This window comes from Microbacterium pygmaeum (genome assembly GCF_900100885.1).
GTDB classification, from domain to species: domain Bacteria; phylum Actinomycetota; class Actinomycetes; order Actinomycetales; family Microbacteriaceae; genus Microbacterium; species Microbacterium pygmaeum.
The window spans coordinates 697,093-723,806 of sequence record NZ_LT629692.1; the positions used below are offsets into that span (position 1 = coordinate 697,093).

The 26,714-nt window shown below is 69.0% G+C and carries 26 protein-coding genes; 16 read left to right on the top strand and 10 right to left on the bottom strand.

Annotated elements, in window-relative coordinates:
- Together BLT19_RS03260 and BLT19_RS03265 are read left to right on the top strand one after the other, a co-directional pair.
- Entirely contained in the window at positions 1-930 is a 930-nt protein-coding gene (locus BLT19_RS03260; RefSeq protein ID WP_091486256.1) for a sugar phosphate isomerase/epimerase family protein, read from the top strand.
- 28 nt (positions 931-958) lie between these two features.
- Positions 959-2,446 carry an aldehyde dehydrogenase family protein gene (locus BLT19_RS03265; RefSeq protein WP_091486260.1) on the top strand — a complete coding sequence of 496 codons (1,488 nt, stop codon included), beginning with the start codon at positions 959-961 and terminating at the stop codon, positions 2,444-2,446.
- Positions 2,447-2,459: 13 nt separating this feature from the next.
- On the opposite strand, the gene BLT19_RS03270 is transcribed toward BLT19_RS03265, so the two are convergent.
- From BLT19_RS03270 to BLT19_RS03295, 6 genes are all read right to left on the bottom strand, one after another.
- The gene (locus BLT19_RS03270) at positions 2,460-3,614 is read right to left on the bottom strand and encodes a CynX/NimT family MFS transporter (RefSeq protein WP_231917770.1); all 1,155 of its coding nucleotides are present in this window, start codon (positions 3,612-3,614) and stop codon (positions 2,460-2,462) included.
- Positions 3,615-3,678: 64 nt separating this feature from the next.
- Complete coding sequence (locus tag BLT19_RS03275; protein ID WP_091486269.1) at positions 3,679-5,175, bottom strand: aldehyde dehydrogenase family protein; 1,497 nt, start codon at positions 5,173-5,175, stop codon at positions 3,679-3,681.
- A 57-nt stretch (positions 5,176-5,232) separates the two neighbouring features.
- On the bottom strand, positions 5,233-6,210 hold the full coding sequence (locus BLT19_RS03280; RefSeq protein WP_091486274.1) for a VOC family protein: 978 nt from the start codon (positions 6,208-6,210) through the stop codon (positions 5,233-5,235).
- Complete coding sequence (locus BLT19_RS03285; protein WP_231917771.1) at positions 6,207-7,253, bottom strand: 4-oxalomesaconate tautomerase; 1,047 nt, start codon at positions 7,251-7,253, stop codon at positions 6,207-6,209. Before BLT19_RS03285 ends, BLT19_RS03280 begins: the two co-directional genes overlap by 4 nt.
- Before the next feature lie 25 nt (positions 7,254-7,278).
- Entirely contained in the window at positions 7,279-7,980 is a 702-nt protein-coding gene (locus BLT19_RS03290) for a 4-carboxy-4-hydroxy-2-oxoadipate aldolase/oxaloacetate decarboxylase (protein WP_091486282.1), read from the bottom strand.
- Positions 7,977-8,732: a PIG-L deacetylase family protein gene (locus BLT19_RS03295; protein WP_091486287.1), complete on the bottom strand. Its 756-nt coding sequence runs from the start codon at positions 8,730-8,732 to the stop codon at positions 7,977-7,979. The genes BLT19_RS03290 and BLT19_RS03295 overlap by 4 nt, the downstream gene beginning before the upstream one ends.
- A 164-nt stretch (positions 8,733-8,896) precedes the next feature.
- On the opposite strand from BLT19_RS03295, the gene ligM reads away from it, so the two are divergent.
- Entirely contained in the window at positions 8,897-10,303 is a 1,407-nt protein-coding gene (gene ligM / locus BLT19_RS03300) for a vanillate/3-O-methylgallate O-demethylase (protein WP_091486291.1), read from the top strand.
- Positions 10,303-11,667, top strand: coding sequence for an aminomethyltransferase family protein (locus BLT19_RS03305; RefSeq protein ID WP_091486295.1), 1,365 nt, complete (start codon positions 10,303-10,305; stop codon positions 11,665-11,667). Before ligM ends, BLT19_RS03305 begins: the two co-directional genes overlap by 1 nt.
- A 53-nt stretch (positions 11,668-11,720) precedes the next feature.
- Here the strand turns inward: BLT19_RS03305 and BLT19_RS03310 are convergent, their stop codons facing one another.
- Together BLT19_RS03310 and BLT19_RS03315 are read right to left on the bottom strand one after the other, a co-directional pair.
- Positions 11,721-13,091 carry an aminomethyltransferase family protein gene (locus BLT19_RS03310; protein WP_091486298.1) on the bottom strand — a complete coding sequence of 457 codons (1,371 nt, stop codon included), beginning with the start codon at positions 13,089-13,091 and terminating at the stop codon, positions 11,721-11,723.
- Positions 13,092-13,199: 108 nt separating this feature from the next.
- A complete protein-coding gene (locus BLT19_RS03315; RefSeq protein ID WP_091493202.1) occupies positions 13,200-13,859 on the bottom strand; it encodes a GntR family transcriptional regulator in 660 nt (219 codons plus the stop codon).
- Positions 13,860-13,941: 82 nt separating this feature from the next.
- On the opposite strand from BLT19_RS03315, the gene BLT19_RS03320 reads away from it, so the two are divergent.
- Positions 13,942-14,736, top strand: coding sequence for an NAD(P)-dependent oxidoreductase (locus tag BLT19_RS03320; protein ID WP_172825583.1), 795 nt, complete (start codon positions 13,942-13,944; stop codon positions 14,734-14,736).
- A 4-nt stretch (positions 14,737-14,740) separates the two neighbouring features.
- On the opposite strand, the gene BLT19_RS03325 is transcribed toward BLT19_RS03320, so the two are convergent.
- On the bottom strand, positions 14,741-15,859 hold the full coding sequence (locus tag BLT19_RS03325; RefSeq protein ID WP_091493204.1) for a 5-methyltetrahydropteroyltriglutamate--homocysteine S-methyltransferase: 1,119 nt from the start codon (positions 15,857-15,859) through the stop codon (positions 14,741-14,743).
- Positions 15,860-15,907: 48 nt separating this feature from the next.
- Positions 15,908-16,774 carry an IclR family transcriptional regulator gene (locus BLT19_RS03330; protein ID WP_091493207.1) on the bottom strand — a complete coding sequence of 289 codons (867 nt, stop codon included), beginning with the start codon at positions 16,772-16,774 and terminating at the stop codon, positions 15,908-15,910.
- A 264-nt stretch (positions 16,775-17,038) separates the two neighbouring features.
- On the opposite strand from BLT19_RS03330, the gene BLT19_RS03335 reads away from it, so the two are divergent.
- From BLT19_RS03335 to pcaC, 11 genes are all read left to right on the top strand, one after another.
- Positions 17,039-17,821, top strand: coding sequence for an ABC transporter ATP-binding protein (locus BLT19_RS03335; RefSeq protein WP_091486304.1), 783 nt, complete (start codon positions 17,039-17,041; stop codon positions 17,819-17,821).
- Positions 17,808-18,518, top strand: a complete 711-nt coding sequence (locus BLT19_RS03340; protein WP_091486308.1) for an ABC transporter ATP-binding protein — start codon at positions 17,808-17,810, stop codon at positions 18,516-18,518. The genes BLT19_RS03335 and BLT19_RS03340 overlap by 14 nt, the downstream gene beginning before the upstream one ends.
- 2 nt (positions 18,519-18,520) lie before the next feature.
- On the top strand, positions 18,521-19,402 hold the full coding sequence (locus BLT19_RS03345) for a branched-chain amino acid ABC transporter permease (RefSeq protein WP_091486312.1): 882 nt from the start codon (positions 18,521-18,523) through the stop codon (positions 19,400-19,402).
- 11 nt (positions 19,403-19,413) lie between these two features.
- On the top strand, positions 19,414-20,427 hold the full coding sequence (locus BLT19_RS03350; RefSeq protein ID WP_231917772.1) for a branched-chain amino acid ABC transporter permease: 1,014 nt from the start codon (positions 19,414-19,416) through the stop codon (positions 20,425-20,427).
- Positions 20,424-21,710: an ABC transporter substrate-binding protein gene (locus BLT19_RS03355; protein WP_091486315.1), complete on the top strand. Its 1,287-nt coding sequence runs from the start codon at positions 20,424-20,426 to the stop codon at positions 21,708-21,710. The genes BLT19_RS03350 and BLT19_RS03355 overlap by 4 nt, the downstream gene beginning before the upstream one ends.
- A 94-nt stretch (positions 21,711-21,804) precedes the next feature.
- The gene (locus BLT19_RS03360; RefSeq protein WP_091486318.1) at positions 21,805-22,590 is read left to right on the top strand and encodes an IclR family transcriptional regulator; all 786 of its coding nucleotides are present in this window, start codon (positions 21,805-21,807) and stop codon (positions 22,588-22,590) included.
- 115 nt (positions 22,591-22,705) lie between these two features.
- Positions 22,706-23,569 (top strand): protocatechuate 3,4-dioxygenase subunit beta, encoded by an 864-nt coding sequence (pcaH, locus tag BLT19_RS03365; protein ID WP_091486321.1) that lies wholly within the window; start codon positions 22,706-22,708, stop codon positions 23,567-23,569.
- Positions 23,569-24,141, top strand: coding sequence for a protocatechuate 3,4-dioxygenase subunit alpha (gene pcaG / locus BLT19_RS03370; protein ID WP_091486325.1), 573 nt, complete (start codon positions 23,569-23,571; stop codon positions 24,139-24,141). The genes pcaH and pcaG overlap by 1 nt, the downstream gene beginning before the upstream one ends.
- A complete protein-coding gene (locus BLT19_RS03375) occupies positions 24,131-25,516 on the top strand; it encodes a lyase family protein (protein WP_231917773.1) in 1,386 nt (461 codons plus the stop codon). Before pcaG ends, BLT19_RS03375 begins: the two co-directional genes overlap by 11 nt.
- On the top strand, positions 25,513-26,295 hold the full coding sequence (locus tag BLT19_RS03380; RefSeq protein WP_091486328.1) for an alpha/beta fold hydrolase: 783 nt from the start codon (positions 25,513-25,515) through the stop codon (positions 26,293-26,295). Before BLT19_RS03375 ends, BLT19_RS03380 begins: the two co-directional genes overlap by 4 nt.
- Positions 26,292-26,690, top strand: a complete 399-nt coding sequence (gene pcaC / locus BLT19_RS03385; RefSeq protein ID WP_091486332.1) for a 4-carboxymuconolactone decarboxylase — start codon at positions 26,292-26,294, stop codon at positions 26,688-26,690. The genes BLT19_RS03380 and pcaC overlap by 4 nt, the downstream gene beginning before the upstream one ends.
- Positions 26,691-26,714 lie beyond the last annotated feature (24 nt).

A 26,714-nucleotide genomic window follows, 5' to 3' on the forward strand; every position in this document is an offset into this window, starting at 1 on the left:
ATGACCGTCGACACGCAGGCGCGGAACACGCTGGATGTGGCGTGTCACCTCAACGTCTTCGCAGCGGATGCCACGGGCGCGGCATTCACCGACGCGCTGGACGCGATGGCCGCAGCCGGATTCACGCGGGTGGTGCTGCCGCCGCTGGACCCGGCATCCATCGACGCCGGTCGGCTCCGCCGCCACCTCGAGGAGCGTGGCCTCGCGCCGATCACGATCGCCGGGGGGCAGTCCGCGGGAGCGGACGTCTCGTCCGCCGACGCCGGTGAACGTGCCGCCGGAGCGGCGCTGCTGCGCAGCATCGTGGATCTCACCGCTGCACTGGGTGGCGACCAGATGAACGGCGTGCCGTACGGGCCATTCGGACCGCCGCGCGGTCCGACCTCTCGCGAGGCCGTGGACCGATCCGCTCGAGAGGTCGGTGCGATCGCAGACTACGCTCACGAACACGGCGTCGCGATGACCTTCGAGGTGCTGAACCGGTACGAGACCTCGCTGCTGAACACCGCAGCGCAGGCCATGGCGTTCGCGATGTCGAGCGGGTCCGAGCATCTGCGCATCCATCTCGACACGTTCCACATGGCGATCGAAGAGGCCGACATCGACGAGGCTGTCCGGCTCGCCCTGCCCAGGCTCGCCTACCTCGAACTCGGTCAGTCCGGCCGTGGGATGCTCAGCACCGGCGCCCTGGACATCGCGGGCATCGTGCGCGCGGCGCTGGAGTCCGGCTACGAGGGCCGCTGGGGCATCGAGGCGTTCTCGCGCAGCATCCTGTCCGAACCGGCATCGGACATGCTGGCGATCTGGCGTGCGCCGTATGACGATGGAGGTGAGCTCGCCGACGATGCGATGCGCGTCATCCAGCGCGGCTGGTCTTCGAGCACGATCGGCCGCCGGGCGCAGCGGCTCTCCCGCAATCACCCCTCTTGATCCCGCATCACCCGACGAAGGAGTCACCATGAGCACCGTCTTGACCGCTACAGACACCCTGATCGACCCGGAAGTCTTCGCCGGCAAGATCTACATCGACGGCGAATGGGTGTCAGGGGGTGGCGGCGAGATCCCCTCGATCGAGCCGGCCACCGGCGAAACGCTCGCGATGGTCGGGCTCGCAGACCCTGCCGATGTCGCGCGTGCGGCGGAGGGGGCAGCCCGCGCGCAGAAGGCCTGGGCGGCGCTTGCGCACCCCGCCCGCGCCGCCGTGCTGCGCAAAGCCGGTCAGCTGTGGGAGCAGTACGCCGACGAGATCGGCGGCTGGAACATCCGAGAGGTCGGCGCGATCCCGCCGCTTGCGGGATTCGCGCTGCATGTCACCGCCGCCGAATGCTACGAGGCATCCGCTCTGCCCTCCGCGCCACTCGGGTCGATCCTCTCCAGCGAGGAGCCGCGTCTCTCGCTCGCCCAGCAGGTCCCGGTCGGCGTCGTCGGCGTGATCTCGCCGTTCAACGTGCCGCTGATCCTCGGCATCCGCGCGGTGGCGCCGGCGCTGGCACTGGGCAACGCCGTGCTGCTCAAGCCCGACCCCCGCACGGTCATCACCGGCGGTGTGTCGATGGTGCGCGTCTTCGAGGAGGCGGGCCTTCCCGCGGGCCTCCTGCAGCTCGTCCCCGGCGGCGCCGACGTCGGCGAGGCGATCGTCGCCGACCCGAACGTGCGCGTCGTCGCCTTCACCGGCTCGACCCGCGCCGGCCGCGCGGTCGGCGAGATCGCGGGGCGGCACCTCACCCGCGCCCACCTGGAGCTCGGCGGCAACTCGGCCTACATCATCCGCGCCGACGCCGACATCGACAAGGCCGTCAACCTGGCCACCTGGGGGTCGTTCCTGCACCAGGGTCAGATCTGCATGACCGTCGGCCGGCACATCGTGCACGAGTCGGTGTTCGACGAGTACGTCGCCAAGCTGGCGGCGAAGGCCGACTCGATGCACGTCGGCGACCCCGCGGCAGGACAGGTCCACCTCGGACCGCTCATCGACGAGGTCCAGCGCGACCGCGTGCACACGCTCGTGCAGGACGCGATCGCCCAGGGCGCCGAGCTGCGCGCCGGCGGCACGTACGACCAGCTGTTCTACCGGCCGACCGTGCTGGCCAACACGCCGAAGGATGCCGCAGCATACTGCGACGAGGTGTTCGGCCCCGTGGCATCCGTCGTGTCGTTCTCGACCGACGACGAGGCCGTGGCGCTGGCCTCCGACACCGACTACGGACTCTCGCTCGGCATCGTCACCGCCGACGTCTTCGCGGGGCTCGGGATGGCGCAGCGCATCCCCACCGGGATCGTGCACATCAACGACCAGACCGTGAACGACGAGGCGAACACGCCGTTCGGCGGCACCGGCTCGTCGGGCACCGGCTCTCGTCACGGCGGAGCGGAGGCCAACATCGATGCGTTCACCGACACCCGCTGGATCACGATGCGCCGCGAGCCGGGACAGTACCCGCTCTGAGCCGAAGAGAGGCTCAGCGCTGCTCGAGCACGAAGCGGTCGCGACCGACGAACAGTCCGGTCAGGAGCTGACCGGCGAGCACGAGGGCGACCAGGACCAGGGAAGCCAGCCAGCCGCCGGTGAGCGTCACGAGCGCGCCGAACAGGATCGGACCGGTGGCGGCGATCAGGTAGCCCCCTGACTGGGCCATTCCCGACAGCGCGCCCGCGGCCTGGTGGGTGCGGGCGCGGAGGCTGAAGAGGCTCAGCGACATGCCCAGCGCCGCTCCGCAGCCGATGCCGCAGACGACGGCCCAGACGGTGAACAGCTGGGGAAGGACGATGAGCCCCGCGATCCCGACGAGCGTGAGCGCGGGGACGGCGGCGGCGGCGAAGCGGCCGAACCGGCCGCGCAGCACGAGCGGCACGATGAGCGAACCGCCGAAGCAGAAGATCTGATAGATCATCACGTCGAAGCCGGCGACGACCTCGCTGCGCCCGAGCGATTGCGCGATGGGCGCGAACCAGGTGACCAGCATGTAGAACGTCATCGACTGCAGGCCCATGTACAGGAGCACCTGCCACGCCAGCCGGTCGCGCCAGATCCCGCTGGCGCGGCCCCGTTCGGAGGGCTTCTCGTGTCGCGGCTGCCTGCGCATCGACAGCGCCCAGGCCACGAGGGCGAAGGGCAGCAGCGCGCCGGTCCACAAGAGTGCCGCCTGCCACCCGAGGGGGACGCCGTTCACCTGGATGTGCGAGATGGGCACGACGACGCCCGAGGCGACTGCGCCCATCCCGGACAGGCACGCGGTGAACACCGCCGTCATGACCGGCACCCGGTCGGGGAAGTCGCGTTTGATGACCGCCGGCATCAGTACGTTCACGATGGCGATGGACGCGCCGAGCAGGGCCGTTCCGACCCACAGGTTGGCGGCCGAACCCGGCACGGAGCGCACGATCGTGCCCACCCCGAGCAGGAGCAGCGAGCACAGCACAGTGCGCGGAATGCCGAACCGCGCGCTCAGCCCGTGCGCGAGGGGCGAGATGACCGCGAACGCGATCAGCGGCACCGCCGCCAGCGCGCCCAGTGCGGCCTCGGTGGTGCCCAGTGTCGCCGAGATCTGCGAGAGGAGCGGTCCCACCCCGGTGATCGTCGGGCGGAGGTTGAGCGCGATGAGCAGCACCGCCACCGCGAGCAGCAGGCGCGACGACCTCTCGGTCGTCGCGCCTGCGTCGTCGATGGCAGCGGTGATGTCAGTGCGCCTGTTCGGCGAGCGCGTCGGCGTCGATGTGCGCGATCGAGCGGGTGTCCTGGAACGCGCGGATGCCTTCGATACCCTGCTCGCGTCCGAAGCCGGACTGCTTCATGCCGCCGAACGGCGCGCGCAGGTCGAGGCGGGTCGCGCCGTGATCGTTGACCCAGACGTAGCCGCAGACCAGCTTCCCGCCGACGCGGTTGGCCGCCTCGACATCCGAGGTCCACACCGAGCCGCACAGGCCACCCCACGTGTCGTTGGCCGCGGCGATCGCCTCGTCCTCCGAATCGAACGGGATGATCGGGATGACCGGACCGAACTGCTCCTGCGTCACGACGCGCAGGGTCGGGGCCGGGTCGATCACGATCGCGGGACGCAGGAAGTTGCCGCCTGCGAGGTCGCCACCGGGAAGCTCGCCGAACTCGCGCACGTCGGCTCCTGAGTCCTTCGCCTCCTCGATGATCTCGGCGACGAACGCCTTCTGCACGGGGGAGTGCAGCGGCCCCATCGTGGTGCCCTCGTCGAGGCCGTAGCCGATCACGGCCTTGTCCAGACGTGCCGAGATGCCGTCGACGACCTCGTCGAGGCGCGACCGGTGCACGTACAGGCGCTTCGCGTTCATGCAGATCTGGCCTGTGGTGTCGAACACTGCGGCGTAGATGCGGTCCAGGTGCGCGTCGTCGAGGATCGCGTCCTCGAGGAAGATCGCCGCATCGTTGCCGCCGAGCTCGAGGGTCACGCGGGTCAGCGATTTCGACGCCATCTCCATGATGCGCTTGCCGCCGCCCACCGAGCCGGTGAAGCAGACCTTGGCGATGTCCTCGCCCGAGATGAGGGCGGCCATGTCGGCGTCCTTGCCGGTGACGACGTTCAGCACCCCCGCAGGCAGCTTCTCGGCGAGACGCTGCACCACGCGGGTGGTCGCCAGCGGCGCCGAGGGCGGCGGCTTGACGATGACGGTGTTCCCGGCCAGAAGCGCGTGGGGCAGCGCGGCGCCCAGGATGGCGATGGGCCAGTTGAACGGCACGATGATGGTGACGACGCCGAGCGGCTGGTAGGCGACGGTGGTCTCGACCGGGATGCCGGGGACGACGGGGAGCACCTTGCCCGTATCGACCTCGTCGGCGATCATCAGGGCGAGGTTCCAGCGGATCTCGAAGACGAGGGCGTCGATCCATGACTCGAAGCGGATCTTGCCGTTCTCCTGCGACAGGATCGCGGCATCCTCGTCGCGATCGTCCGCGATGCCGGCGATCGCCTGGGCCATCTGCGCGGCACGATCGGTGGCGCTCAGCGCCGACCACGAGCCGAACGCGCCCTTCGCGGCGGCGATCGCGTCGTCGACGTGCTGGGGCGAGGCGGCTGCGGCGCGGCCGACGATCACGCCTGGCTTGGCGGGGTCGGGGATGTCGAGCGTCGCATCGGTATGACGCTCCTCCCCTCCGATGTACAGGCCCGTGCGGACCTCGCTGGTCGTGCTGACGGTGTCACTCATGCGACACACCTTTCTGTTCGGGTGGAGCTGCGGGTGGGAATGTCGTTCGGCCGCTCATCAGCGCGGGCGGGCGGTCTGCTCGTCGTCTGCAACGACGGGTGTGCCGTAGGTGTGGAAGCTCTCGGTGGTCTTCATGCCCCACGCCTGTCCCTTCTTGCGCTCTTCCTGACTCCACTCCACGACCGGGGAGTCGGGGTCCAGCAGCAGGCGTGCGCCGGCATTGGCGAACTCGATGCGGTTGCCCCCTGGCTCCCAGACGTAGAGGAAGAAGGTCTGGTTGATCGCGTGCTTGTGGGGTCCGGACTCGATGTGGATGCCGTTCTCGAGGAAGATGTCGGCGGCTTTCAGGATGTCTTCGCGGGTGTCCGGTGCGAAGGCGATGTGGTGCAGGCGATTGCCGTGCTTGGTCCAGTCATCGGAGTAGACCACGTCGTAGGACTTGTTGTTGAAGTGGAACCACCACGCGGCGTAGCCGCCGGCATCCAGGGCGATGCGCTCGCTCTCTCGACCGCCCAGCGCCTTCGCGATGAACTCGCCGTTGGCGACGACGTCCTTGGCGAGGTAGTTGATGTGGTCGAGGCGGCGCGCGTTGACGCCGCGACCGGGGAATGCGGATGCCTGATTCTTCAGCGCCGGCTTGTCATCCGTCGCGACATACCGCTCGGTCTCGTAGTACACGCCCATCGCGTGGCCGTCGGGGTCGCGGAAGAGATACGTCGGCCCGGTGCCCTCCTCGCCGTCGGCCCAGCCCTCGCCGAGTCCAAACCCGTCGATCGCCGCGACCCGCCGCTCCAGCGCCTCCTGGCTGGTGGTGCGGAAGGTCGTGCGACCCACCCCCGCATCGGCCGAGGCGGTCAGTTTGATCGTGTAGCGCTGGTACTCGTCCCACGTGCGCAGGTAGGCGGAGTCGCCGCGCTCTGCCACCACGCGCATGGCGAGCAGATCGCGGAAGAACCACAGGCTCTTCTCGAACCTCGGGGTGAGCAGTTCGATGTTGCCGATGTGGGCGACATCGAACGACGTGTAGTCGGTCATCTCGGAGTCCTGTCTGGCGGACGCGGGAACACCACGCCGTCGAAGATCTTGCGGGCCGTGCGGAGCGAGGAGGAGGTGGCCGTCCATGTGCCGTCGTCGTCGCGGCTGACGGCGACGCGCGCCGGGAAGGTCCCGGTCGGGTGCTCGATGCCGTCCGGGCCGCCCGCGGGGGGAGAGGCGATGTCCCAGCCGACCGAGCCGGGAATGCGGATGCCGGCGGCGACCGAAGCGGCCATGAGCATGCCGATCGAGGTGTGGACGCGGGACGGGATGAAGGCCCGGGTCGAGATGGCTCCGCCGGATCGAGGCGGGGAAAGGAGGAACATCTTGGGCACGCTCGCCTCGGTGACGTCCCCGAGCCCCATGAGCGGACCCGCGGCCAGCCGGATGTCCTCGATCGCGGCCGTCAGCTCGGCTCGTCCCTCGAGCTCAGCCGGGCTCTCCTGGCCGGTGAGTCCGAATTCGTCGGCGCGCAGCAGGACGACGGGCATGCCGTTCTCGACGAGCGTGACCCGGTGTCCGTCGACCTCGTCGGCGACGTTCCCGGTCGGAAGCAGGCGCCCACCGCCGCTCACCTCGATCCGGATGGGGGCGGCCGAACCGGGCACGCCGTCGATCGACGCGTCCCCGGTGTAGTCGACGCGCCCGGCCGGAGTCGGGAAGGTCGCGGTCGCGATGTCGCCGGTGTTGACGAGGTGGATGCGCACCGTCGTGCGTTCACCCGCGGGAGCGACCAGGCCCCGCTCCACGGCGAACGGGCCGACCCCGGCGAGCAGGTTGCCGCAGGTCTGCGCGTCGCTCACGGTTGGCGATTCCACGCCGATCTGCAGGAACAGGTAGTCGATGTCGACGTCGGGTCGCTCGGATCGGGACACGATGGCGACCTTGCTCGTGAGCGGGTGTGCGCCGCCGAGCCCGTCGATCTGCGCGGGGTCGGGGGAGCCCATGATGCGCAGCATCAGGTCATCGCGCTCGACGGGATCCGACGGCAGATCTTCGGCGAGGAAGTATGCGCCCTTCGAGGTGCCGCCGCGAAGCAGCATGCACCGGATCCCGTCGCGCACCGGATCAGTCACGGTCGTCGTCCGTCTGGGCCCGAACGGTGATGCCGAGATCGGCGAGGACCGGTCGCAGGTCATTGAGGTCCATCGAGATCTCGCCGGCTGCGTATCGCGCACGGTTGGCCGCCTCCCTGGCGGCGCGGGCGTCGGCAGCCTCGAGCGTGTCCCCGGCGCGGTGGCGCGGCACGACGGTGACGCCGTCGTCGTCCGCGACGACGATGTCGCCGGGGCGGACGAGCACACCGTCGAGGACGACGGGGACATTCACCGATCCGGCGGTGTCCTTGACCGTCCCCTGTGCGCTGACGTACGCGGTCCAGACCGGGAAGCCCATGGCGCGAAGCTCCGCGGTGTCGCGGACGCCGCCGGAGGTGACATACCCGCGGACACCGCGCACCTGCATCTGAGTGGCCATCAGCTCGCCGATGAACCCGTGGGGCGAGTCGGTCACGGGGACGACGACGATCACGTCGCCGGGCCGGGACTGCTCGATCGCCGCATGCACCATCAGGTTGTCGCCGGCCGCGGCGGAGACGGTGATCGCCGAGCCCGAGATCGCGGCGCCCTGCTGGACGGGACGGATTCTCGGACCGGCGTATCCGACGCGGCCCATCGCCTCGTGCACCGTCGCCGAACCGAAGGCGGCCAGGGCATCGACCACGGCGGGGTCGGCGCGCTGGATGTCGGTGACGATCACGTTGCCGCTCATGCGAGCACGTCGGTGACCTGAGGGTAGTACCGCTGGTATGCCTCACCGCGGGTGTCGACGGGCAGGCCGAGGTTGGGTCCGGCATTGCGCTTGACCTGCACGCCCCGGCGGATCGCGAGCGACGTGTAGTACTCCCACATGTGCTGTTGCGCCGGCAGGCACTGCATCGCCTTCTCCTTCAGCGGGAAAGCCGCGGTGATGTCGAGGAGGACGTTGGGCTTGAAGTCGGACTGCTCGGGCTGGTGCGGTTCGAAGAAGAACACCGGGGGCGCGCCGATGATCTCGTCCGTGGACGGATATGACCCGTCGGCGTTCGCCACCCCGATCGCCTGCGCGAGCACCCGCGCCTGCAGCGCCATCCGCGCCGCAGCGGGATGGTCGCCGTTGTAGGGGTCGGCCAGCGGATGGGTCAGCACGACGGTCGGCTGGGTCCGACGGAACACGTCGATCAGTTGCTGCACCGTTTCCGTGGATTCGACGAGCGGGTAGTCCCCGGCATCGAGGAAATGGATCTCGGCCCCCAGCGCGGCCGCCGCCGCCTCCGCCTCGCCGCGCCGGATCGCCTTGATCTGCGCCAGATCCTTGCCCGCCAGCCACTGCGACGCGGACTCGCCGCGCTCGCCGTAGGAGACGCACACCACCGTCGCCCGCTCGCCGCGCATCGTGGCCGCGGCGATCGCCCCGCCCGCGCGCCAGACGAAGTCACCTGCGTGGGCGCTCACCACCAGCAGTGAGGGTGTTGTGTCGGCCACGCGGTGCTCCTGTCCGATCGGTGATGCCAGCGAACCACACCCCTGGCGCAATGGTCAAGATTTTGGTTACAATCCTGTAGACCCCGAATCACTCTGGACATAGGGAAATGACGTTCCCGGTGCATCGTGGTCGGACCACGACGACGAAGTTGAAGGGAACACCCATGGCCGAGAATCTGCAGGACGTGCTGGATGAGGCCGGAAGTGCGGTGGAGTTGCTGCGCAACTCGCAGCTCGGGACGTACATCTATCCGGTGGTTCCCGCCGAGTTCACCAACTGGCGCCGTGAGCAGAAGTCCTGGCGCCAGAGTGCGGTCCTGTTCGACCAGTCGCACCACATGGTCAACTTCTTCATGTCGGGGCCGGACGCGCTGAAGCTGCTGTCCGAGACGGGAATCAACAGTTTCGCGAACTTTCCGCTGAACACGGCGAAGCAGTTCGTGCCGACGGCGTCCAACGGCGGTGTGATCGGGGACGGCATCCTGTTCCACGAGGGTGAGGACGAGTACGTGTACGTGGGTCGCGCGCCGGGCGCGAACTGGCTGCAGTTCCACGCCGAGACCGGGGGCTACGACGTCGAGGTCCGCTACGACGATCGTTCCCCGTCGCGCCCGTACGGAGCCGCGGTCGACCGCGAGTACTACCGGTTCCAGATCCAGGGCCCGAATGCGTGGCAGATCATCGAGAAGCTCAATGGCGGGGCATTGGAGAAGGTGCGCTTCTTCCATATGGGTGAGATGACGATCGCGGGCGAGCAGGTTCGCACGCTGCGCCACGGGATGGCCGGTGCGCCGGGTCTGGAGCTGTGGGGCCCCTACGAGCAGCACGGGAAGATCCGCGACGCGATCCTCGAGGCCGGTCGCGAGTTCGGCATCGAGCCGTGCGGTTCCCGTGCATACTCCTCGAACACCCTCGAGTCGGGGTGGATCCCCTCGCCGCTGCCTGCCATCTACTCCAGCGACGCGGAGCGCGCGTACCGTGAATGGCTGCCCGCGAACAGCTACGAGGCGATCAACGCCCTGGCCGGCTCGTTCGTCTCCGCGGACATCGAGGACTACTACCTGAACCCGTGGGAGCTGGGCTACGGGTCGTTCGTGAAGTTCGACCACGACTTCATCGGTCGTGACGCGCTGGAGAAGATCGACCCGGCTGCGCAGCGCAAGAAGGTCACGCTCGCCTGGAACGACGAAGACCTCGCCAAGCTGCTGACCACCCCCATCGACCGCGACGGCACCGGCTACCAGGTCTTCGACCTGCCCAACGCGAACTACGGCTCGTCCAATTACGACGCCGTGATCGACGCGAACGGCGACACCGTCGGGCTCTCCCTGTTCACCGGCGTCACCGCGAACGAGAAACGCGGCCTCTCCCTGGCGACCGTCGACGCCGACGTCCCGATCGGCGCCGAGGTCCGCGTGGTGTGGGGCGAACCCGACGGCGGCACCCGCAAAACCACCGTCGAACCGCACGAGCAGCTCGCCGTCCGCGCCGTGGTCAGCCCGGTGCCGTACGCCGTCACGGCCCGCACCGAATACCACGGCGGCTGGCGCACCGCAGCGGTGAACGCCTGATGCCCGCCACCGAGTCCGTCGCAGAGGCGATCGCCAGGGTCGGGAGCCCGGTCGAGCTGCTGCGCAACGCGCAGTCGCGCCCGACGATCTTCCCCGTCACTCCGGAGTTCACGAACTGGCGGTCCGAGCAGCTGTCCTGGCGCACCTCGGTTGCGCTGCTGGATCAGTCGCATCACATGACGGACCTGTTCATCTCCGGGCCCGACGCCCTCAGGCTGCTCGCCGACACAGGGGTGAACAGCTTCGCGAACTTCGCGGTCGACCGGGCCAAGCAGTTCATCGCGGTCAACCACGAGGGCTATCTGATCGGCGACGCCATCCTGTTCCATCTCGACGAGGACTCGTTCGACCTCGTCGGCTGGTTCATGGTGCTCGACTGGGTGCAGTTCATCGGAGAGACGGGCGACTACGACGTCACCTTCACCCGCGACGCCAACTCCCTCATGCGGGCGCCGGGCGAGGATCCCGCACTGTACCGCTACGAGATCCAGGGACCGCACGCGCTCGCGCTGATGGAGAAGGTGACCGGAGCGCCGATTCCGCCGACGAAGTTCTTCCACATGGCGACCTTCACGATCGACGGACTCCAGGTGCGATCACTGCGTCACGGGATGGCGGGCCAGCCCGGCTTCGAGCTGTTCGGCCCGTGGGCCGAGGGCGAGCGAGTGCGCGATGCCCTGATCGCCTCGGGTGAGGAGTTCGGCCTCGTGCTCGTCGGCTCGAAGGCGTACTCGTCGGCCAACCTCGAATCGGCATGGGTGCCCTCTCCGCTGCCCGCGATCTTCACCGGCGAGGGGAGCGCCGACTACCTGCGGTGGCTTCCCGCGAATCGCGCGGGATCCCTTGCCGGCAGCCTCGTCTCGGACGACATCGAGGACTACTACCTCACGCCGTACGACCTCGGCTACGGGCGGAGCGTCGCGTTCGACCACGACTTCATCGGCCGCTCCGCGCTCGAGCAGCATGCGAAAGGCCCGCTGCGCTCGAAGGTCACCCTGGTGTGGAACCCCGAAGACGTCGCCGCCGCGCAGCGCTCGCTCTATGAGCCGGGCGTGCCGGCCAAGTACATCGATTTCCCGAAGGCACGGTACGGCGTGTACCAGGTTGACCGAGTCCTGGCCGACGGGGCCGAAGTCGGGATCTCCCACGACGCGGGCTACATCACCGGCGAGCAGGTGTTCGTCTCGCTGGCCAGCATCGATGCAGACCATTCCGAGCCCGGCACCGAGGTCGTGGTGGTGTGGGGTGAGGATCCGGTCTCCACCAAGCCTGCCGTCGAGCCGCACCGTCAGGTCGAGATCCGCGCGACCGTGTACCCCGCACCCTATTCGTCGTTCGCGCGGGAGAACTACCGCAAGGACTGAGCAAGCACGGGGAAGGGGGACGGATGCCGCGGCATCCGTCCCCCTATGCTCGCTCAGTCGTTGGCGCGGTAGACCGTTCGGGCGAAGTCGTGGAACGGAGCCGGCGCGACGGTCGCGCGGATGCGCACTTGGCGATGCGCGGCGTCGGCCTGTGGCTTGGAAGAGATGGGATTCTCGCCCCACACGATCTCGACCTCCGAGCCGTCGCCGACCTCGTTGTCGAGCGTCGCCAGCGACATGTACAGCTGGTCGAACGCGACGTAGCCGGCGTCGGTCGAGATCCCGACGACCCGGTCGTCCTTTCGCACCTCGTCCATCTGGAAGAGCCCGTAGCGGGCCTTCGGGAAATCGAGGAACTTGGCGGGGACGCCGGGCTCGAGCTGCGACCGGACCACCGAGGCGACATCGTCGGCGTTCCACAGCAGCGTCACCTTGCGCCGCGGCGGCGCCGCGGCGTGGGCCTCGAGGGCCTCGCGGCCGTGGAATTCATGATCGAACCGGACCGACTTGCCCAGCCCGAGGTCATAGGGGGTCATGTAGTAGTCGTGGATGTCGGCGGAGGAGAGCGATCCGCCGATCGAGCCCGCTCGTGCAGCCGGCAGCCACTCGCGGTACTCGCTGAAGTCGTCGTCGAAGATGGCCGGGAACGGTGTCGGAACCCAGCCGGCTTCGAGGGGGGTCGCCGAGTACGCCTTCGCGCCGACCCGCCGGATGTCGAACTGGGCGCCCGCCTCCAACAGCGCTTCGAGCACGACGTCGCTGTCGGCCCAGGGCCCGAAGAACTCGAATCCGGGCTGACCGGCCATTCCGTGACGCAGGGCCCGGACCTCCTTGCCCGCGATCCGGAACGTGCCGATATGGAAGAACTTGACGTCCGGGACCGGACCTTCCAAGAGCTTCTCCATCACCTCGTTCGCTCGGGGTCCCTGCAGTTCATACCGGTAGAACGTCGGCGGACCTTGCCGCATATGCGAGTTGCCCTCCAGGCGGTGATGGACATCCTCACCGGCCGCTTCGGCCCGCTCGGCGTTGAAGCGGACCCAGTCGATGAGCAGATGATGCCCGACGAGCACGAGGCCTTCGACGACGTCGGTGAGGTAGAAGAGGATGCCGTCGCCGATCAGGTACCCGTCCTTGTTCACCGAGATCAGCTGCTTGGCGACCCCCGGCCTGAAGGTCGCGAAGGTGTTCGGGGAGATCGACTCCAGCAGCGGGATGAGGTCCTCGCCCCACAGGAAGAGCTGGGTCATGTGGTGCGACTGATCCATGAGCGCGACGGTGGTGTTCCACGCGCGCTGCTCGTCGCGCCAGTTGGTGAACTCGGGAGCGACCGGGAACGTGAATGCCGGCCAGTCCTGGTTGCGCAGCAGCTCGACCGGGCTGCCCGCCCGTTCGATGGCCTGTGCCAGGGATTCGGATGTCATCGTCGACCTTTCCGCCGTTGGTCCTCCCACGCTACGAGCGTCGGCAGCGCGAGGGGCGACGCCTTCCGTTGAACGGAAGTCGCCGGTCGAGGGGGTCGGCGGACCGTCCTAGGGGAGCTCGCGGAGCGCGCCGATGACGCTTCGCAGATGGGCGCGCACCGCCTGCTCAGCAGCGTCCGGGTCGCGGGAGACGATCGCGTCGATGATCGCCGCGTGCTCCAGCACCGAGACCTTGGCGCGCTGCGGGCGGGATGACAGCTTGAACTGATGGCGCACGCTCTGGGCGTGCAGACGCCCGAGCACGTCGGATGCCGTCGCGTGCCGACTCAGGGATCGCACACGCTGATCCAGCAGCTGATTCAGCCGGGAGTACTCCACCAGGTCGCCGTCGGCCACGGCGTCGATCATGTCCTGGCGCATGCGCTGGAACTGCTCGATCTGCTCGTCCGAGACGGATGCCGCGGTCTTCGCGGCGCAGAGGCCCTCGACGCCGATCCGCACCTCGAGGATCTCGATCGCCTCGGCCAGCGAGATCGCCCGGACACGCGATCCGCGGTTGGGCAGCCGCTCGACCAGCCCCTCGTTGGCGAGCTCGAGCAGCGCGGTGCGCACCGTCGCCCGGCTCGCGGCGAAGGTCTCGCTGAGATCGGCCTCGATCAGGCGCTGATTCGGGGCGTAGTCACCGCGTACGATCGCGCTGCGGATGACGTCGGTGACGCGCTCCTCGGATGCTGCGGCATCGGGACCGCTCTGCGCAAGGATGGTCATCGAGTTCCCTTCGGCCGGCCGGGTTCGAGCCGGCTTCAACCACTATTGTCAACAATATAGGTGGATGGTTGATCGGCGAGGAGTGACGTTGCACATCGCAGTGCTGGGTCTGGGCGAAGCGGGGAGCATCTACGCCGCCGATCTCGCGTCGCGTGGAGCGTCCGTCGTCGGAACCGACCTGCACGTCGCGGTCGCCGCCCCCGGCGTCCGGATCCAGCCCGATATCGCATCCGCGGTGCGCGATGCGGACCTCGTGCTGAGCCTGGTGGGCGCAGGGTCCGCGGCATCCGTCCTCACGGGCGCGCTCCCGGCGATGGCCAGCGCCGCCCTCTACGCCGACATGAACACCAGCGGACCGGACAACAAGCGGGCGCTGGCCGAGGTCGCAGCCGCACGCGGCATCCGCTTCGTCGACGTGGCGATCCTCGCGCCGGTGACCCGCGCGCGCATCGACACGCCGCTCCTCGTGAGCGGTCCCGGCGTCGCGGCGCTGCAGCCGTTGCTGACCCAGCTGCGGATCCCCGCGATGGACGTCGGATCGGACGCGGGAGCGGCGGCGAGCCGCAAACTCCTGCGCAGCGTGTTCATGAAGGGTTTGGCCGCCGTGGTCATCGAGAGCGTGACGGCCGCCCAGGCGTTCGGCGCCGAAGCGTGGGTGGTCGACCAGATCGCGTCGGAACTGGGCGCCGCAGGGGACGAGGCAGTGCGTCACCTCATCGACGGCACCACGAAGCACGCCGTTCGACGCGAGGCCGAGATGATCGAGGTGCGCGACCTGCTCGACGAGCTCGGTGCGGCGCATCCGATGACCGACGGCACGATCCAGTGGCTGCGCGCGCTCGCGAGCCAGGCGTCAGCGCCGGAGGATCGAGGCTGACCCGCTACGCGTCCGGCCAGACCTTCGCCGCGATCGCGACGGCCTCTTCGATCTTCGCCCACTGCTCGGCCTCGGACAGGACGTTGCCCTCTTCGGTCGAGGCGAACCCGCATTGCGGGCTGAGCGCCAGCTGTTCCAGCGGCGCGATCGCGGCGGCCTCCTCGATGCGGCGGGTGATCGCATCGACGTCTTCGAGCGCTCCTGATTTCGTCGTGATCAGGCCGAGTTCGACGACCTTGTCACCCTTCGGCAGGAAGCGCAGCGGCTCGAAACCGCCGGCGCGCTCGCTGTCGTACTCCAGGAAGTAGCCGTCGAAGGGGGTCTCGCCGAGCAACTGCTCGGCGACCGGCTCGTAGCCGCCCGACGAGATCCACGTCGAGCGGAAGTTGCCGCGGCACACGTGCGTCGTGATCACCATGTCGGCGGGCTTGTCGCGAAGTGATGCGGTGATGAGCGACGCGTAGCGCTCCGCCAGGTGGTCGGTGCGGATGCCGCGCTCCGCCGCCTTGGCCAGCTCGACGTCCGAGCAGAGGTACGCCCAGGCGGTGTCGTCGAACTGCAGGTAGCGGCATCCGGCGTCGTAGAACGCCTGCACCGCGGCGCGGTAGGTCGCCGCGAGGTCCTCGAAGATGTCGTCGTGTCCGCCATAGTGCGATCCCTCCAGGGCATCGGACTCGAGACGGAAGTCGAGCACGGTGGGGGCGGGGATGCTGAACTTCGGCGTCACTCCGGCCGCCTCGGCGACGGGCTTGAGGAAGCGGAAGTGCTCGAGCATCGGGTGATCGGCCGGGAAGCCGATCTGGCGGTCGATGTGCAGGCCCAGCGGTCGCGTCTGCACTCCCTGGAACTGGATGCCGTGGTCGAGCTCGACGACGTTGACGCCGTCGAGCATGCCGAAGAAGTCGAAGTGCCACCACGAGCGGCGGAACTCGCCGTCGGTGGCGACCTTCAGCCCCGCGGCGGCTTCGCGCTGCACGAGTGCGGTGATCGCCTCGTCTTCGACCAGCGCCAGTCCGGCGGCGTCGAGATCGCCGGCGGCGACGCGTGCTCGCGCGGCCTTGACCGACTCTGGACGCAGGAAGCTGCCGACGATGTCGGCGCGGAACGGCGGGTTGACAGACATGGCGACCACCTTAGTCGAGGCGCCGGTGCCCGTCTTGGCGTCGACGCGTCACGACGCCGACGTGGTCGAGGTCGCCTCGAAGTACTCCATGGACCGGATCGACGAGGTGACCAGCGGCCGGTAGCGTCCGCCCGCGGTCGCGGCGGGGTGACCGGTCGGCAGGGAGGCGGCGCGCATCGCAGCGCTGATGTCGCGCGCCGCCCGGATCAGCAGCTCGATATGCCCGAGCGTCGGTGCGTCGTCGTTGGGCACGACGACGCCGATCGCCGCGATGACATCGCGGTGGGCGCCGTAGACGGGAACGGCGATGCCTCTCGACTCCTCGTGGATGTGGCCGTCGCACACCGCCCAGCCGTCGGCGCGGACGCGCCGCAAGGCGGCCTGCAGCTGTTGTTCGGTCTGGATGGTGTGCGGCGTGAAGCGACGCATCGGACCGGCCAGGACGGAGTCGACGACCGACTGCCCGGAATGCGCGAGCAGCACGAGTCCGCTCGAGGTGGCATGCAGCGGCATGCGTCCGCCGATGAGCGTCGCGTTGATGACGGCGTCGCGGGCGGACAGCCGATCGAGGAACAGGACTTCGGTGTCACTGAGCACAGCCAGTTGCGCGTGCTGGCGCACACGCGCCTGCACCGCCTCCAGATGCGGTCGGGCCAGCTCTCGCAGCCCCAGCGCGCCCGGTGTGCGGCAGGCGAGCTCCCACAGGCGGACGCCGAGCCGGTACGTGCGGTCGGGGAGCCTCTCCAGCAGGCCCTCGCGCTCCAGCTCGGCGACGACGCGGTGCGCGGTGGAGAGCGCGAGGCCCGCGCGCTCGGCGATCTCCGACAGCGAGAGGAAGGGCACGGCCGCCTCGAACGCGCCCAGCACCCGGAGATGCTTGTGGAGAACCGACTCCCCATCGGACGCACGGGCCACGGTTCTCCTCATCGAGCGCACGACCGGCGGGTGGACGGCCATCATAGATCCGATTCCGTTCAATGGAAACCGGAAGCGCCTCTGCGACCCGCAGCCGTAGCGTTCCGGGTGTGCGGATCACGTCCGGATCACGAAATCCGAATTCGTTCCAAAATCGTTGACAATCTCGGTGGCGATCCATAGCGTTTCGATGAAGCGGTTGCCGATCCCCGCTGACCGGCACCGATGCACCCGAGCAATGACGCGATCAGGGAGGGGTGACACATGGCCGCCCGTTTGAGCCTGACGGATGTGTCCCTGCGCTTCGGCGGAATCAAGGTGCTCGAAGAGGTCTCCTTCGAGGTGGAGCCGGGCTCGATCTTCGGTCTCGTCGGCCCGAACGGGGCGGGGAAGACCTCGCTGTTCAACTGCATCAGCGGCCACTACAAGCCCTCGTCGGGATCGATCCTCGTCGATGAGAACGAGGTCATCGGCTCTCGCCCGTCGTCGCTGTCCCGCGTGGGGCTCGCCCGGACATTCCAGCATCCCGCCCTTCAGCTGCACTCGACCGTTCTGGAGAACGTGCTCCTGGGCGCGCACACCCGCCTACCCGGCGGGCCGCTCGAATGGGCGCTGCGACTGCCGCGCACGGTCCGTTCGGAGAAGGCGCTGCGCGGCGAGGCGCGGGAGCTGCTGGAACGCAACGGGCTCGGCTGGGCAGCCGGCGTCCACGCCGACGAACTCTCGCACGGTCTGCACAAGGGCATCGAGCTGTGCCGTGCGCTGTTGTCGAAGCCGCGCCTCCTGCTGCTCGATGAGCCCGCGGCCGGCCTTCCGCACGCCGAGGTCGAGCAGTTCATCGCGACCGTGCGTCGGCTTCGCGACGAGGAGGACATCACGATCGTGATCGTCGAGCACCACATGGGACTGATCGCCGCCCTCACCGATCGTGTCGTCGTGCTCGACCACGGACGCAAGCTCATGGAAGGGACGGCTGCGGACGCCCAGTCCGACCCGCGCGTCATCGAGGCGTACATCGGCAAGGAGGCCGCCGATGACGCTGCTTGAGCTCACCGACGTGACCGCCTCGTACGGAAGCGTGCAGGTGCTCGAGGGCGTGTCGCTGTCCGTGCCCGATCAGGGTGCCGTCGGCATCCTCGGCGCCAACGGGGCGGGCAAGACCACCACCCTGCGTGCGATCAGCGGCACGGTGCGCGCCGGCGGGGGCATCCTCTTCGACGGCAAGGACATCCGAGGGATGCGCCCCGATCGTGTCGCCGCCCTCGGCATCGCGCATGTGCCCGAGGGACGCGGGACGCTGTCGGATCTGACCGTCCGCGAGAACCTCCGCGTCGGCGCCTACCTGCGCAAGGACCGGAAGGGGATCGAGGCCGACATCGAGTACTGCCTCGACCTCTTCCCCAACCTCAAGGAGCGGATCAAGTCGCACGGCTCCGCGCTCTCCGGCGGTGAGCAGCAGATGCTGGCCGTCGCCCGCGCCGTGATGGCCAAGCCGCGGCTGATGCTGCTGGACGAGGCATCGCTCGGCCTCGCCCCGAGCACGGCGAAGAACGTCTACCAGGCGATCGGTCGCCTGCGGAAGGAATCCGGCATCGCGATGCTCGTCGTGGAGCAGAACGCAAACCTCGCCTTCACCCTCGTCGACACGGCCACGGTCCTGGAGACCGGGCGCAGCGTCCTGACCGGTACATCGGCCGAGCTCAAGGGCATGGACGAGATCCGACGCGCCTACCTGGGGGGCTGAGCGTGGGCACCTTCATCCAGCTCGTCATCGACGGTCTCTCGGCCGGATCGATCTATGCAGCCCTCGCCCTGGCCATCGTGCTCGTGAACCAGGCGACCGGACTCATCAACTTCGCCCAGGGCGGCATGGCGGTGCTGGCGGCCTACTTCGCATACACGTTCCTGCAGTGGGGTGTGCCGCTGGTCCTGGCGATCCTGCTCTCGGTCGGAGCCTCGTTCGTGCTGGGCGCTCTCATCGAACGATTCCTGATGCGCCGATTCGAGCGGGGCGATCCCGACACCGCGGTGGTGGTCACGATCGGTCTGCTCACGCTCATCACCGGCCTCTGCGGATGGATCTGGAGCTTCAACAACCTCCAGTTCCCGTCGCTGTTCCCCCTGCAGAACATCGACGTCCTCGGAGCCGTTGTCAGCGTCCGCTCGATCGGCACGACGCTGGTCATCGTCGGGATCATGATCCTCCTGCAGCTGCTGTTCATCGGCACCAAACTCGGCCTGGCGCTGCGCGCCGTCGCCGTCAACCCGCGGTCGGCTGAACTGTCCGGCCTGCCGGTCGGCCGTCTGCTGATGGTCGGCTGGGGGCTGGCGGCCGGTCTCGGCGCGATCGCGGGCGCACTGATCGCTCCCACGCTGACGCTGACGCCCGGGATGATGGATTCCGCACTCGTCTACGCGCTTGCCGCCGTGATCCTCGGCGGGATGTCCAGCCCGTTCGGCGTCGTCATCGCCGCGTGGCTGATCGGCGTGCTGGAGAACCTCGCCGCCGTGTACGTGCCGATCATCGGGTACGACCTGAAGATCGCGGTGCCGTTCATCCTCATCTTCATCGTGCTCATCGTCAGGCCCCAGGGACTGTTCGGCCGGAAAGACGTGGTGCGCGTGTGAGCGGCGTGCGTGTGACGACCACGGCAGCCGGATGGATGACGCGGCCCTGGGTGCGCTGGGCCGCAGTGGCGCTGGTCGTGGTCATCCTCCTCGTGGCGCCGCTGATCCTGCCGGTCTTCGTCAACCAGACCCTCGCGCGCATCGGGGTCTTCGCCGTCGCCGTGCTCGGATTGAACGTGGTGATGGGCTACACGGGGCAGGTCTCGCTCGGCCAGATCTTCTTCGTCGGGGTCGGGGCCTACGTCACGGCGTACGGGGTCAACGCCGGCTGGAACATCGCGCTCGTCCTGATCCTCGCCGCCCTCATCCCCGGAGTGATCGGCCTGCTCATCTCACTCGCGGCCGCGCGGCTCGGCGGGCTGGCGATCGCGATGGTCACGATCGCCCTGCCGATCATCGGCGTGCCGCTGGCCAAGCGCCTGTCCGATCTCACCGGCGGCTCGCAGGGCATCTCCGCGCGCTTCTCGGCCGCCCCCGATTGGTCGGGCCTGGCCACCGACCAGTGGCAGCTGTACATCGTGATCGCGATCGCCGGCACCGTCTTCCTCCTCACGCGCAACCTCGTGCGCGGCAAGTACGGTCGGGCATTCGCGATCGTGAAGGGGAACGAGGCGGTCGCTTCGTCGATGGGGATCTCGCCGTACCGGTACAAGGTGCTGGCGTTCACGATCGCCTCGCTGATCGGCGGCGTCAGCGGCTTCCTCTACATGGTCGTCGTCCAGTACACCTCACCGGAGACGATGAGCTTCGGGCATTCGATCACCCTCCTGGCATCGATGGTCATCGGCGGTGCTGGCAGCATGTTCGGCTCGCTGCTGGGCGGCGCGTACTACGTACTCGCCCCACAGGTCACCAACGCGATCGACCCGAGCCTGACCGCCGTGCTGCAGGGGATCATCCTCCTCGCGATCCTGTTCGTGCTCCCCGGCGGACTCGTGACCCTGCCGCGCCTGTGGCGACGGCGCAGGAGATCGTCGGCATCACCCACACCCAATCAGTCACAAGGAAAGAGGCAGGACACATGAGCACACTGCGCACCAGAGCGCGGGTCATCACGGTCGTCGCGGGGATCGGCATCGTCGCCGTCCTCGCCGCCGGGTGCGCCCGCGGAGGAACGACCGACGGGGGCGGCGGAGACGCCAGCGAAGGTCCCGCCGAGGCCAGTCCCGGCATCACCGACACCAGCATCACGCTGGGCATCACGAGCCCGCTCACCGGGGCGACGGCCGGACCCGGCAACTGCACCGTCGACGGCGCGCTCGCGTACTTCGGCGTCAAGAACGCGGACGGCGGCATCGAGTTCGGCGACGGCAAGACCCGGACCGTGGAGATCAAGGCGTACGACGATGCGTACGATCCGCAGAAGGCACTGACGAACTTCCAGCAGATGGTCTCGGACGGCGTCTTCGCCGCGGGTGTCGGTCTCGGCACACCCACCAACCGCGCGTGGCGGGAAGCGGCCATCGATGAAGGTGTTCCGCAGGTGCTGGTCATGACGGGCGACCCGATCTTCAGCGACCGGGCCGAGAGCCCCGAGCAGATCGGTCTCGTGCCGATCTACCAGCAGGAGGGCGGCGCGTTCGGCGAGCTGCTGGCGTCCTCGACCGACGAGCACAAGGTCGCGATCCTCTCGCAGAACGACGATTACGGCGACGGGTACGTCGAGGGCTTCAAGGCGGCGGTCGAGGGCTCCGACAACATCGAGATCGTGAAGGAGCTCACCTACGAGGCGACCGACACCTCGGTCGACGCGCAGCTCACGGAGCTCGCCGCCAGCGGGGCGGATGTCTTCTTCAACGCGATGTCGATCACACCCCTCGTGATCTCCTCCCTGAAGAAGACCGAAGAGCTCGGATGGAAGCCCAGCTGGTTCCTGCCGTCGAACACCTCGAGCCCCGGCGGAATCCTGCAGCAGCCCGACGTGCACGCCGATGTCTTCCCGGGGATCTACACGGTGGCGTTCTCGCAGTCGGCGGCCAGCCCCGCCTTCCAGGAGAGCGAAGAGGGCAAGGCGTTCCTCGCGGCGATCGACGAGTACACCAACCAGGAGGGCGTGCCCGCCTTCCCGCACTGCGTCTGGAGCTGGATCGCCGCGGCCACGCTCGACCAGGCATTCCAGAAGATGACCGAGCCGACCCGCGAGAACTTCATGGAGGCGCTGCTGAGCATCCAGGACTACGCGGCACCGTTCATGCTCGAAGGATCGGTCATCGACACCACGCAGGACGGCAAGCCGGCCGTCTCCGACGTGTCGGTTCAGCTGTACAACGGCAAGGGCTACGCCACCGCAGAATCGTTCGGCGGCTGAGCGGGTTCGATCCCGACTCCGGGGCGGTCCGCGTCCGCGCGGACCGCCCCGGCGCTTTCCCCGCTCGACTAGCCTCGGGTCGCGAGGGGATCGTATGACCGACGAGGGGACGACCGGCGCCGGAGGCGGCGCGGCGGGCGTACTCGCGCGCGCGGTCGGCGTGCTGCGCGTATTCACCTCGGACGCGGACACCCTGACCGCCACCGACCTCGCCGAGCGATCGGGCCTCCCGCGCTCCACTGCGCATCGGCTGGCGACCGAGATGGCGGCCCTGGGACTGCTCGATCGCACCGCGGACGGCGCCTATTCGATCGGCACCGGGCTCTGGGAGCTGGGTGAACTGGCCCCGGTGTCGATGCGTCTGCGTGAGCGCGCCCTGCCGCACGTCCTGCGCCTCTATGAGGCCAGTGGTGAGAACGTACATGTGGCCGTACTCAGCGGCGACGATCCGGTCACCGCCGAGGCGCTCTACGTCGCCCGAGTCAGCGGACCCCACTCGATCCCGACGCTCAGCCGGATGGGCGGACGGCACCCGCTGCACACCACGGGAGTGGGGAAGGCGCTGCTGGCGGTGCAGGACGACGAATGGCTGGATGCCTTCTTCCACCGCACCCTCGAGCGCGAGACCGTCTACTCGATCATCGACGAGCGGCAGCTGCGCGATGAGATCGCCTCGGCCCGAGAGCGCGGCTTCGCCACCACCCGGCAGGAGATGACGCTCGGCAACATCTCGATCGCCGCGCCGATCCCGGCGACAGCGGGACTCCCGCCGGCCGCTGTCGGCGTGGTCACCCACATCGCACGGGCGGACGAGCGCCGACACGGCCCGCTGGTCGTGGCGGCTGCGCACGACATCGCGCGCGACCTCGCGACACCATGAGCCCGGACCCACCGCGGCCCTGCCGGCTCGAAATCCCACTGAGTGGGATCGGCCCCTTCGCGAATGCGCTGCGGCGTGTGAGCCTGAGCAGATCGTCCGTCGAAGGAGACCACAGATGACCCCTGCTGACCCGGCCCGGACCGAAGAGGCGTTCTCGTCGTCGGTCGTCCTCGAGCAGACCGCTGCGGCGCCCGAGACGCTGCTCGCATCGCCTGATCAGCTGCAGCAGGCGGAGATCACCCAGGAGATCATCGACGTCCACGCTGCGGCCGCGCGCCGCGAAGCGGCGGGCGAGAAGCTCTCCATCAGCCTGCACGACTTCCGCCCCTACCGTTCGAGCGTGCTGCGGCACCCGACGAAGAACCCGAAGCTGATCGACCCCGAGACGATCGAGCTGTGGTCACCCGCGTTCGGTCAGCGTGACGTCGCCGCCATCGAGTCCGACCTCACCCTTCAGCACATGGGCGAACCCCAGGGCGAGCGCATCACCGTGCAGGGTCGCCTGCTGGATTCCTGGGGACGACCCCTCGCCAACCAGCTCGTGGAGATCTGGCAGGCCAATGCCGCGGGCAGGTACATCCATCAGCGTGACCAGCACCCTGCACCTCTGGACCCGAACTTCACCGGCGCCGGTCGCACGGTCACGGGCCCGGACGGCGAGTACGCGTTCACGACGATCAAGCCGGGCGCCTACCCGTGGAAGAACCACGTGAATGCCTGGCGACCCGCGCACATCCACTTCTCGGTCTTCGGGACCGGGTTCACCCAGCGGCTGGTGACGCAGATGTACTTCCCGGGCGATCCGCTGTTCCCCCTGGATCCGATCTACAACACCATCTGGCGTCAGGAGGACCGCGACCGCCTCATCGGCCAGTACGACCACGATCTCTCCGTGCCGGAGTTCTCGATGGGCTACCGGTTCGACATCGTAGTCGACGGACCGGATGCCACGTGGTTCGAGCCGGAGGGAGAGCACTGATGGCCGTGCAGCGACCGCAGGCCGCGAAGACCCACCAGCCGACCGGAGGGCAGACCGTTGGTCCGTTCTTCGCGTTCGGCCTGGACTACGCCAAGAAGCACGAGGTGGCCTTCCCGCACAGCCCGGGCTCGATCGTGCTGGGCGGCACCGTCTACGACGGCGCCGGAGCGCCGATCCCCGACGCGGTGATCGAGATCTGGGGCGCCGATCAGGACGGCACGATCTCCCGCGAACGCGGGGCGTTCCGCCGCGATGACCACACCTTCACCGGCTTCGGCCGGGCAGCCACGACCGATGACGGACGGTACGAGTTCTGGACCCGCAACCCCGGTCCGGTGGACGGCAAGGCACCGTTCTTCTCGGTGATCGTCTTCGCCCGCGGCCTGCCCGACAAGCTCGTCACCCGCATCTATCTTCCTGAGCACGAGGACCTGCTGGCCGCAGACGCGCTGCTCTCATCGCTGGAGCCGCAGGAGCGCGCTACGCTCATCGCAACGCGCACCCCCGACGGGTACCTGCAGCACGACATCCGGCTGCAGGGCGAGAAGGAGACCGTCTTCCTTGCCTTCTGACCTCGGTTCACCGGCGCCGGCCGCGATCGACCTCGGTCTGCTCTCGCCGGTGACCGTCGGTCACGACGCCGCCGTGTCGGACGGCGCCGTCCTCGACGCCCTCGTGTCCGCCGAAGTCGCGCTCGTGCGCGCGCACGGTGCGATCGGCACTGCCCCGCAGTCGGCCGTCGATGCGGTTTCACGGGCGCTGGGCTGGGAGAGCGAGAGCAGCGGATGCCGCGGTCACGGCATCGACCCGATCGCGCTGGCCGCAGCATCCGTCGCCGGTGGCAACCCGGTCATCCCGTTGGTCGCGCTGGTGAAACAGCGCGTGCCCTCCGATGTCCGCGCATGGGTGCACCGTGGCGCGACCAGCCAAGACATCCTCGACACGGCGCTGATGAGCGTGTCGCGGGTCGCCGGCGCGCAGGCGACCGACGCGCTGCGGCGGACCGAACGCGCACTCGTGAAGTTCATCTCCGCCAACGGCACGCAGACCGCCGCGGCCCGGACGCTCACCCAGCACGCGGTCCCGACGACCGTCGGCCTCAGGGCGTCGGCGTGGCTGCGCGGCGTGCGGCGGGCGACCGAGCGCCTCGACGCAGCGGTGCGGCAGCTCCCTGCCCAGCTCGGCGGCGCTGGTGGGACGCTCGCCTCGTTCGTCGAGATCGCCGGCGCCGATGCTGCTGCCCGGCTCCCCGCCGCATTCGCCGACGCGGTCGGACTCGCGGCGCCCGACGCTCCCTGGCAGACGACGCGCTGGCCGGTCACCGAGCTCGGCGACGCGCTGGTGCAGGCGATCGACGCCGTCGGAGTCATCGCCACCGATGTCGCCACGCTGAGTCGCACCGAGATCGGCGAACTCGCAGAGGGCGCCGGGGGAGGCTCGTCGGCGATGCCGCAGAAGCAGAACCCCGCGGCATCCGTTCTCGTCCGCTCGGCCGCGCTGCGTGCGCCGCAGCTGGGCGCGACCCTGCACCTGGCCGCCGCGCTCGCGGTCGACGAGCGGCCCGACGGTGCCTGGCACGCCGAGTGGCCGACGCTGCGCGAGCTGCTGCGGCTCGCCCTCGGCGCCACCGCGCACGCGGCGACGCTCGTCGAGGGCCTGCGCGTCGACGAAGCCGCGGTCGACCGCAACCTCGGCCTCACCGGTGGTCTCATCGTGAGCGAGCGCCTCTCGATCGTGCTGATGCCGCTGATCGGCAAACCGCGCTTCGACGCGCTCATCGCCGAGGCATCGGGCGGCGGCGACCTCGCCACGCTCGTACGGTCGATGCCGGAGGCCGCCGACCTGGATGTCGATGCGCTGCTGGATCCAGTGCAGTACACCGGTCTCGCCGACGTGCTGGTCGCCTCCGCCATCGTCGAGCACCCTCCTGCGACGGGAGCACGATGACGGTCCCGCAGATCACCCTCACCGCGCCGGTCGGCCCACCCGATGCGCCGCTCGTCGTACTCGGTCCGTCGCTGGGCACCTCGACGATCCTCTGGGAGGACGTCATCCCGTCGCTGGCTGCCGAGTACCGCGTGGTCGCCTGGGACCTGCCGGGGCACGGGTCCTCACCCGCAGCCTCTGCGTCGTTCAGTGTCGAGGAGCTCGCGGATGCCGTCGCCGACGCCGTCCTGTCGCTCGGCCGCGGCGCGGCTCCGGTCTTCTACGCCGGGGTCTCACTCGGCGGCGCCACCGGGCTCGCCCTTGCCCTCCGGCATCCGTCCCTCCTCGCCCGCGCCGCGATCATCGCGGCCGGCGCCAAACTCGGCGAGGCCGAGGGGTGGCACGAGCGCGCCGCGCAGGTGCGCGCCCAATCGACCTCGAGCGTCATCGTCGGGTCCGCCCAGCGCTGGTTCGCTCCGGACTCCATCGCTCGGCGGCCGGACATCTCGGGACGCCTGCTGCACGCCCTGCAGGACGCCGACGACGAGAGTTACGCCCTGTGCTGCGAAGCGCTCGCGGCCTACGACGTGCGCGGATCGCTGGGCGAGATCAGGGTGCCGGTGCTCGCCGTCTGGGGCGAGCACGACGTCGTCGCGTCCGAGGCGAAGTCCGCCGAGATCGCATCGGCGGTGGCATCCGGCACGATCCTGGAAATCTCGGATGCCGCGCATCTGCCGCCCGCGGAGCAGCCGGAGGCGGTCGCATCCGCCCTGCTCGAGTTCTTTCAGGAGGCACGATGAGACCGTCAGGTGAGGGGCTCTCCGATCAGGAGCGCTACGACCAGGGGATGGTGGTGCGGCGCGAAGTGCTCTCGGACGCGCACGTGGATCGGTCGACGGCGGCTGCGAACGAGCTCACCGCCGAGTGGCAGGACTTCATCACGCGGGTGGCCTGGGGTGATGTCTGGTCGCGGCCGGGTCTGGACCGGCGCTCGCGGTCGATCGCCGTGCTGACCTCGCTCATCGCGCACGGACATCACGAAGAGCTCGCGATGCATCTGGCCGCGGCGCGGCGCAACGGGCTCAGCCTCGACGAGATCAAGGAAGTCATCCTGCAGAGCGCGGTCTACTCCGGCGTGCCCGCGGCCAACACCGCGTACCGGATTGCGAGCGAGGTCTTCGCCGGCGAGCTGTAGGGCGCTCGATCTCGCGCTGACCTG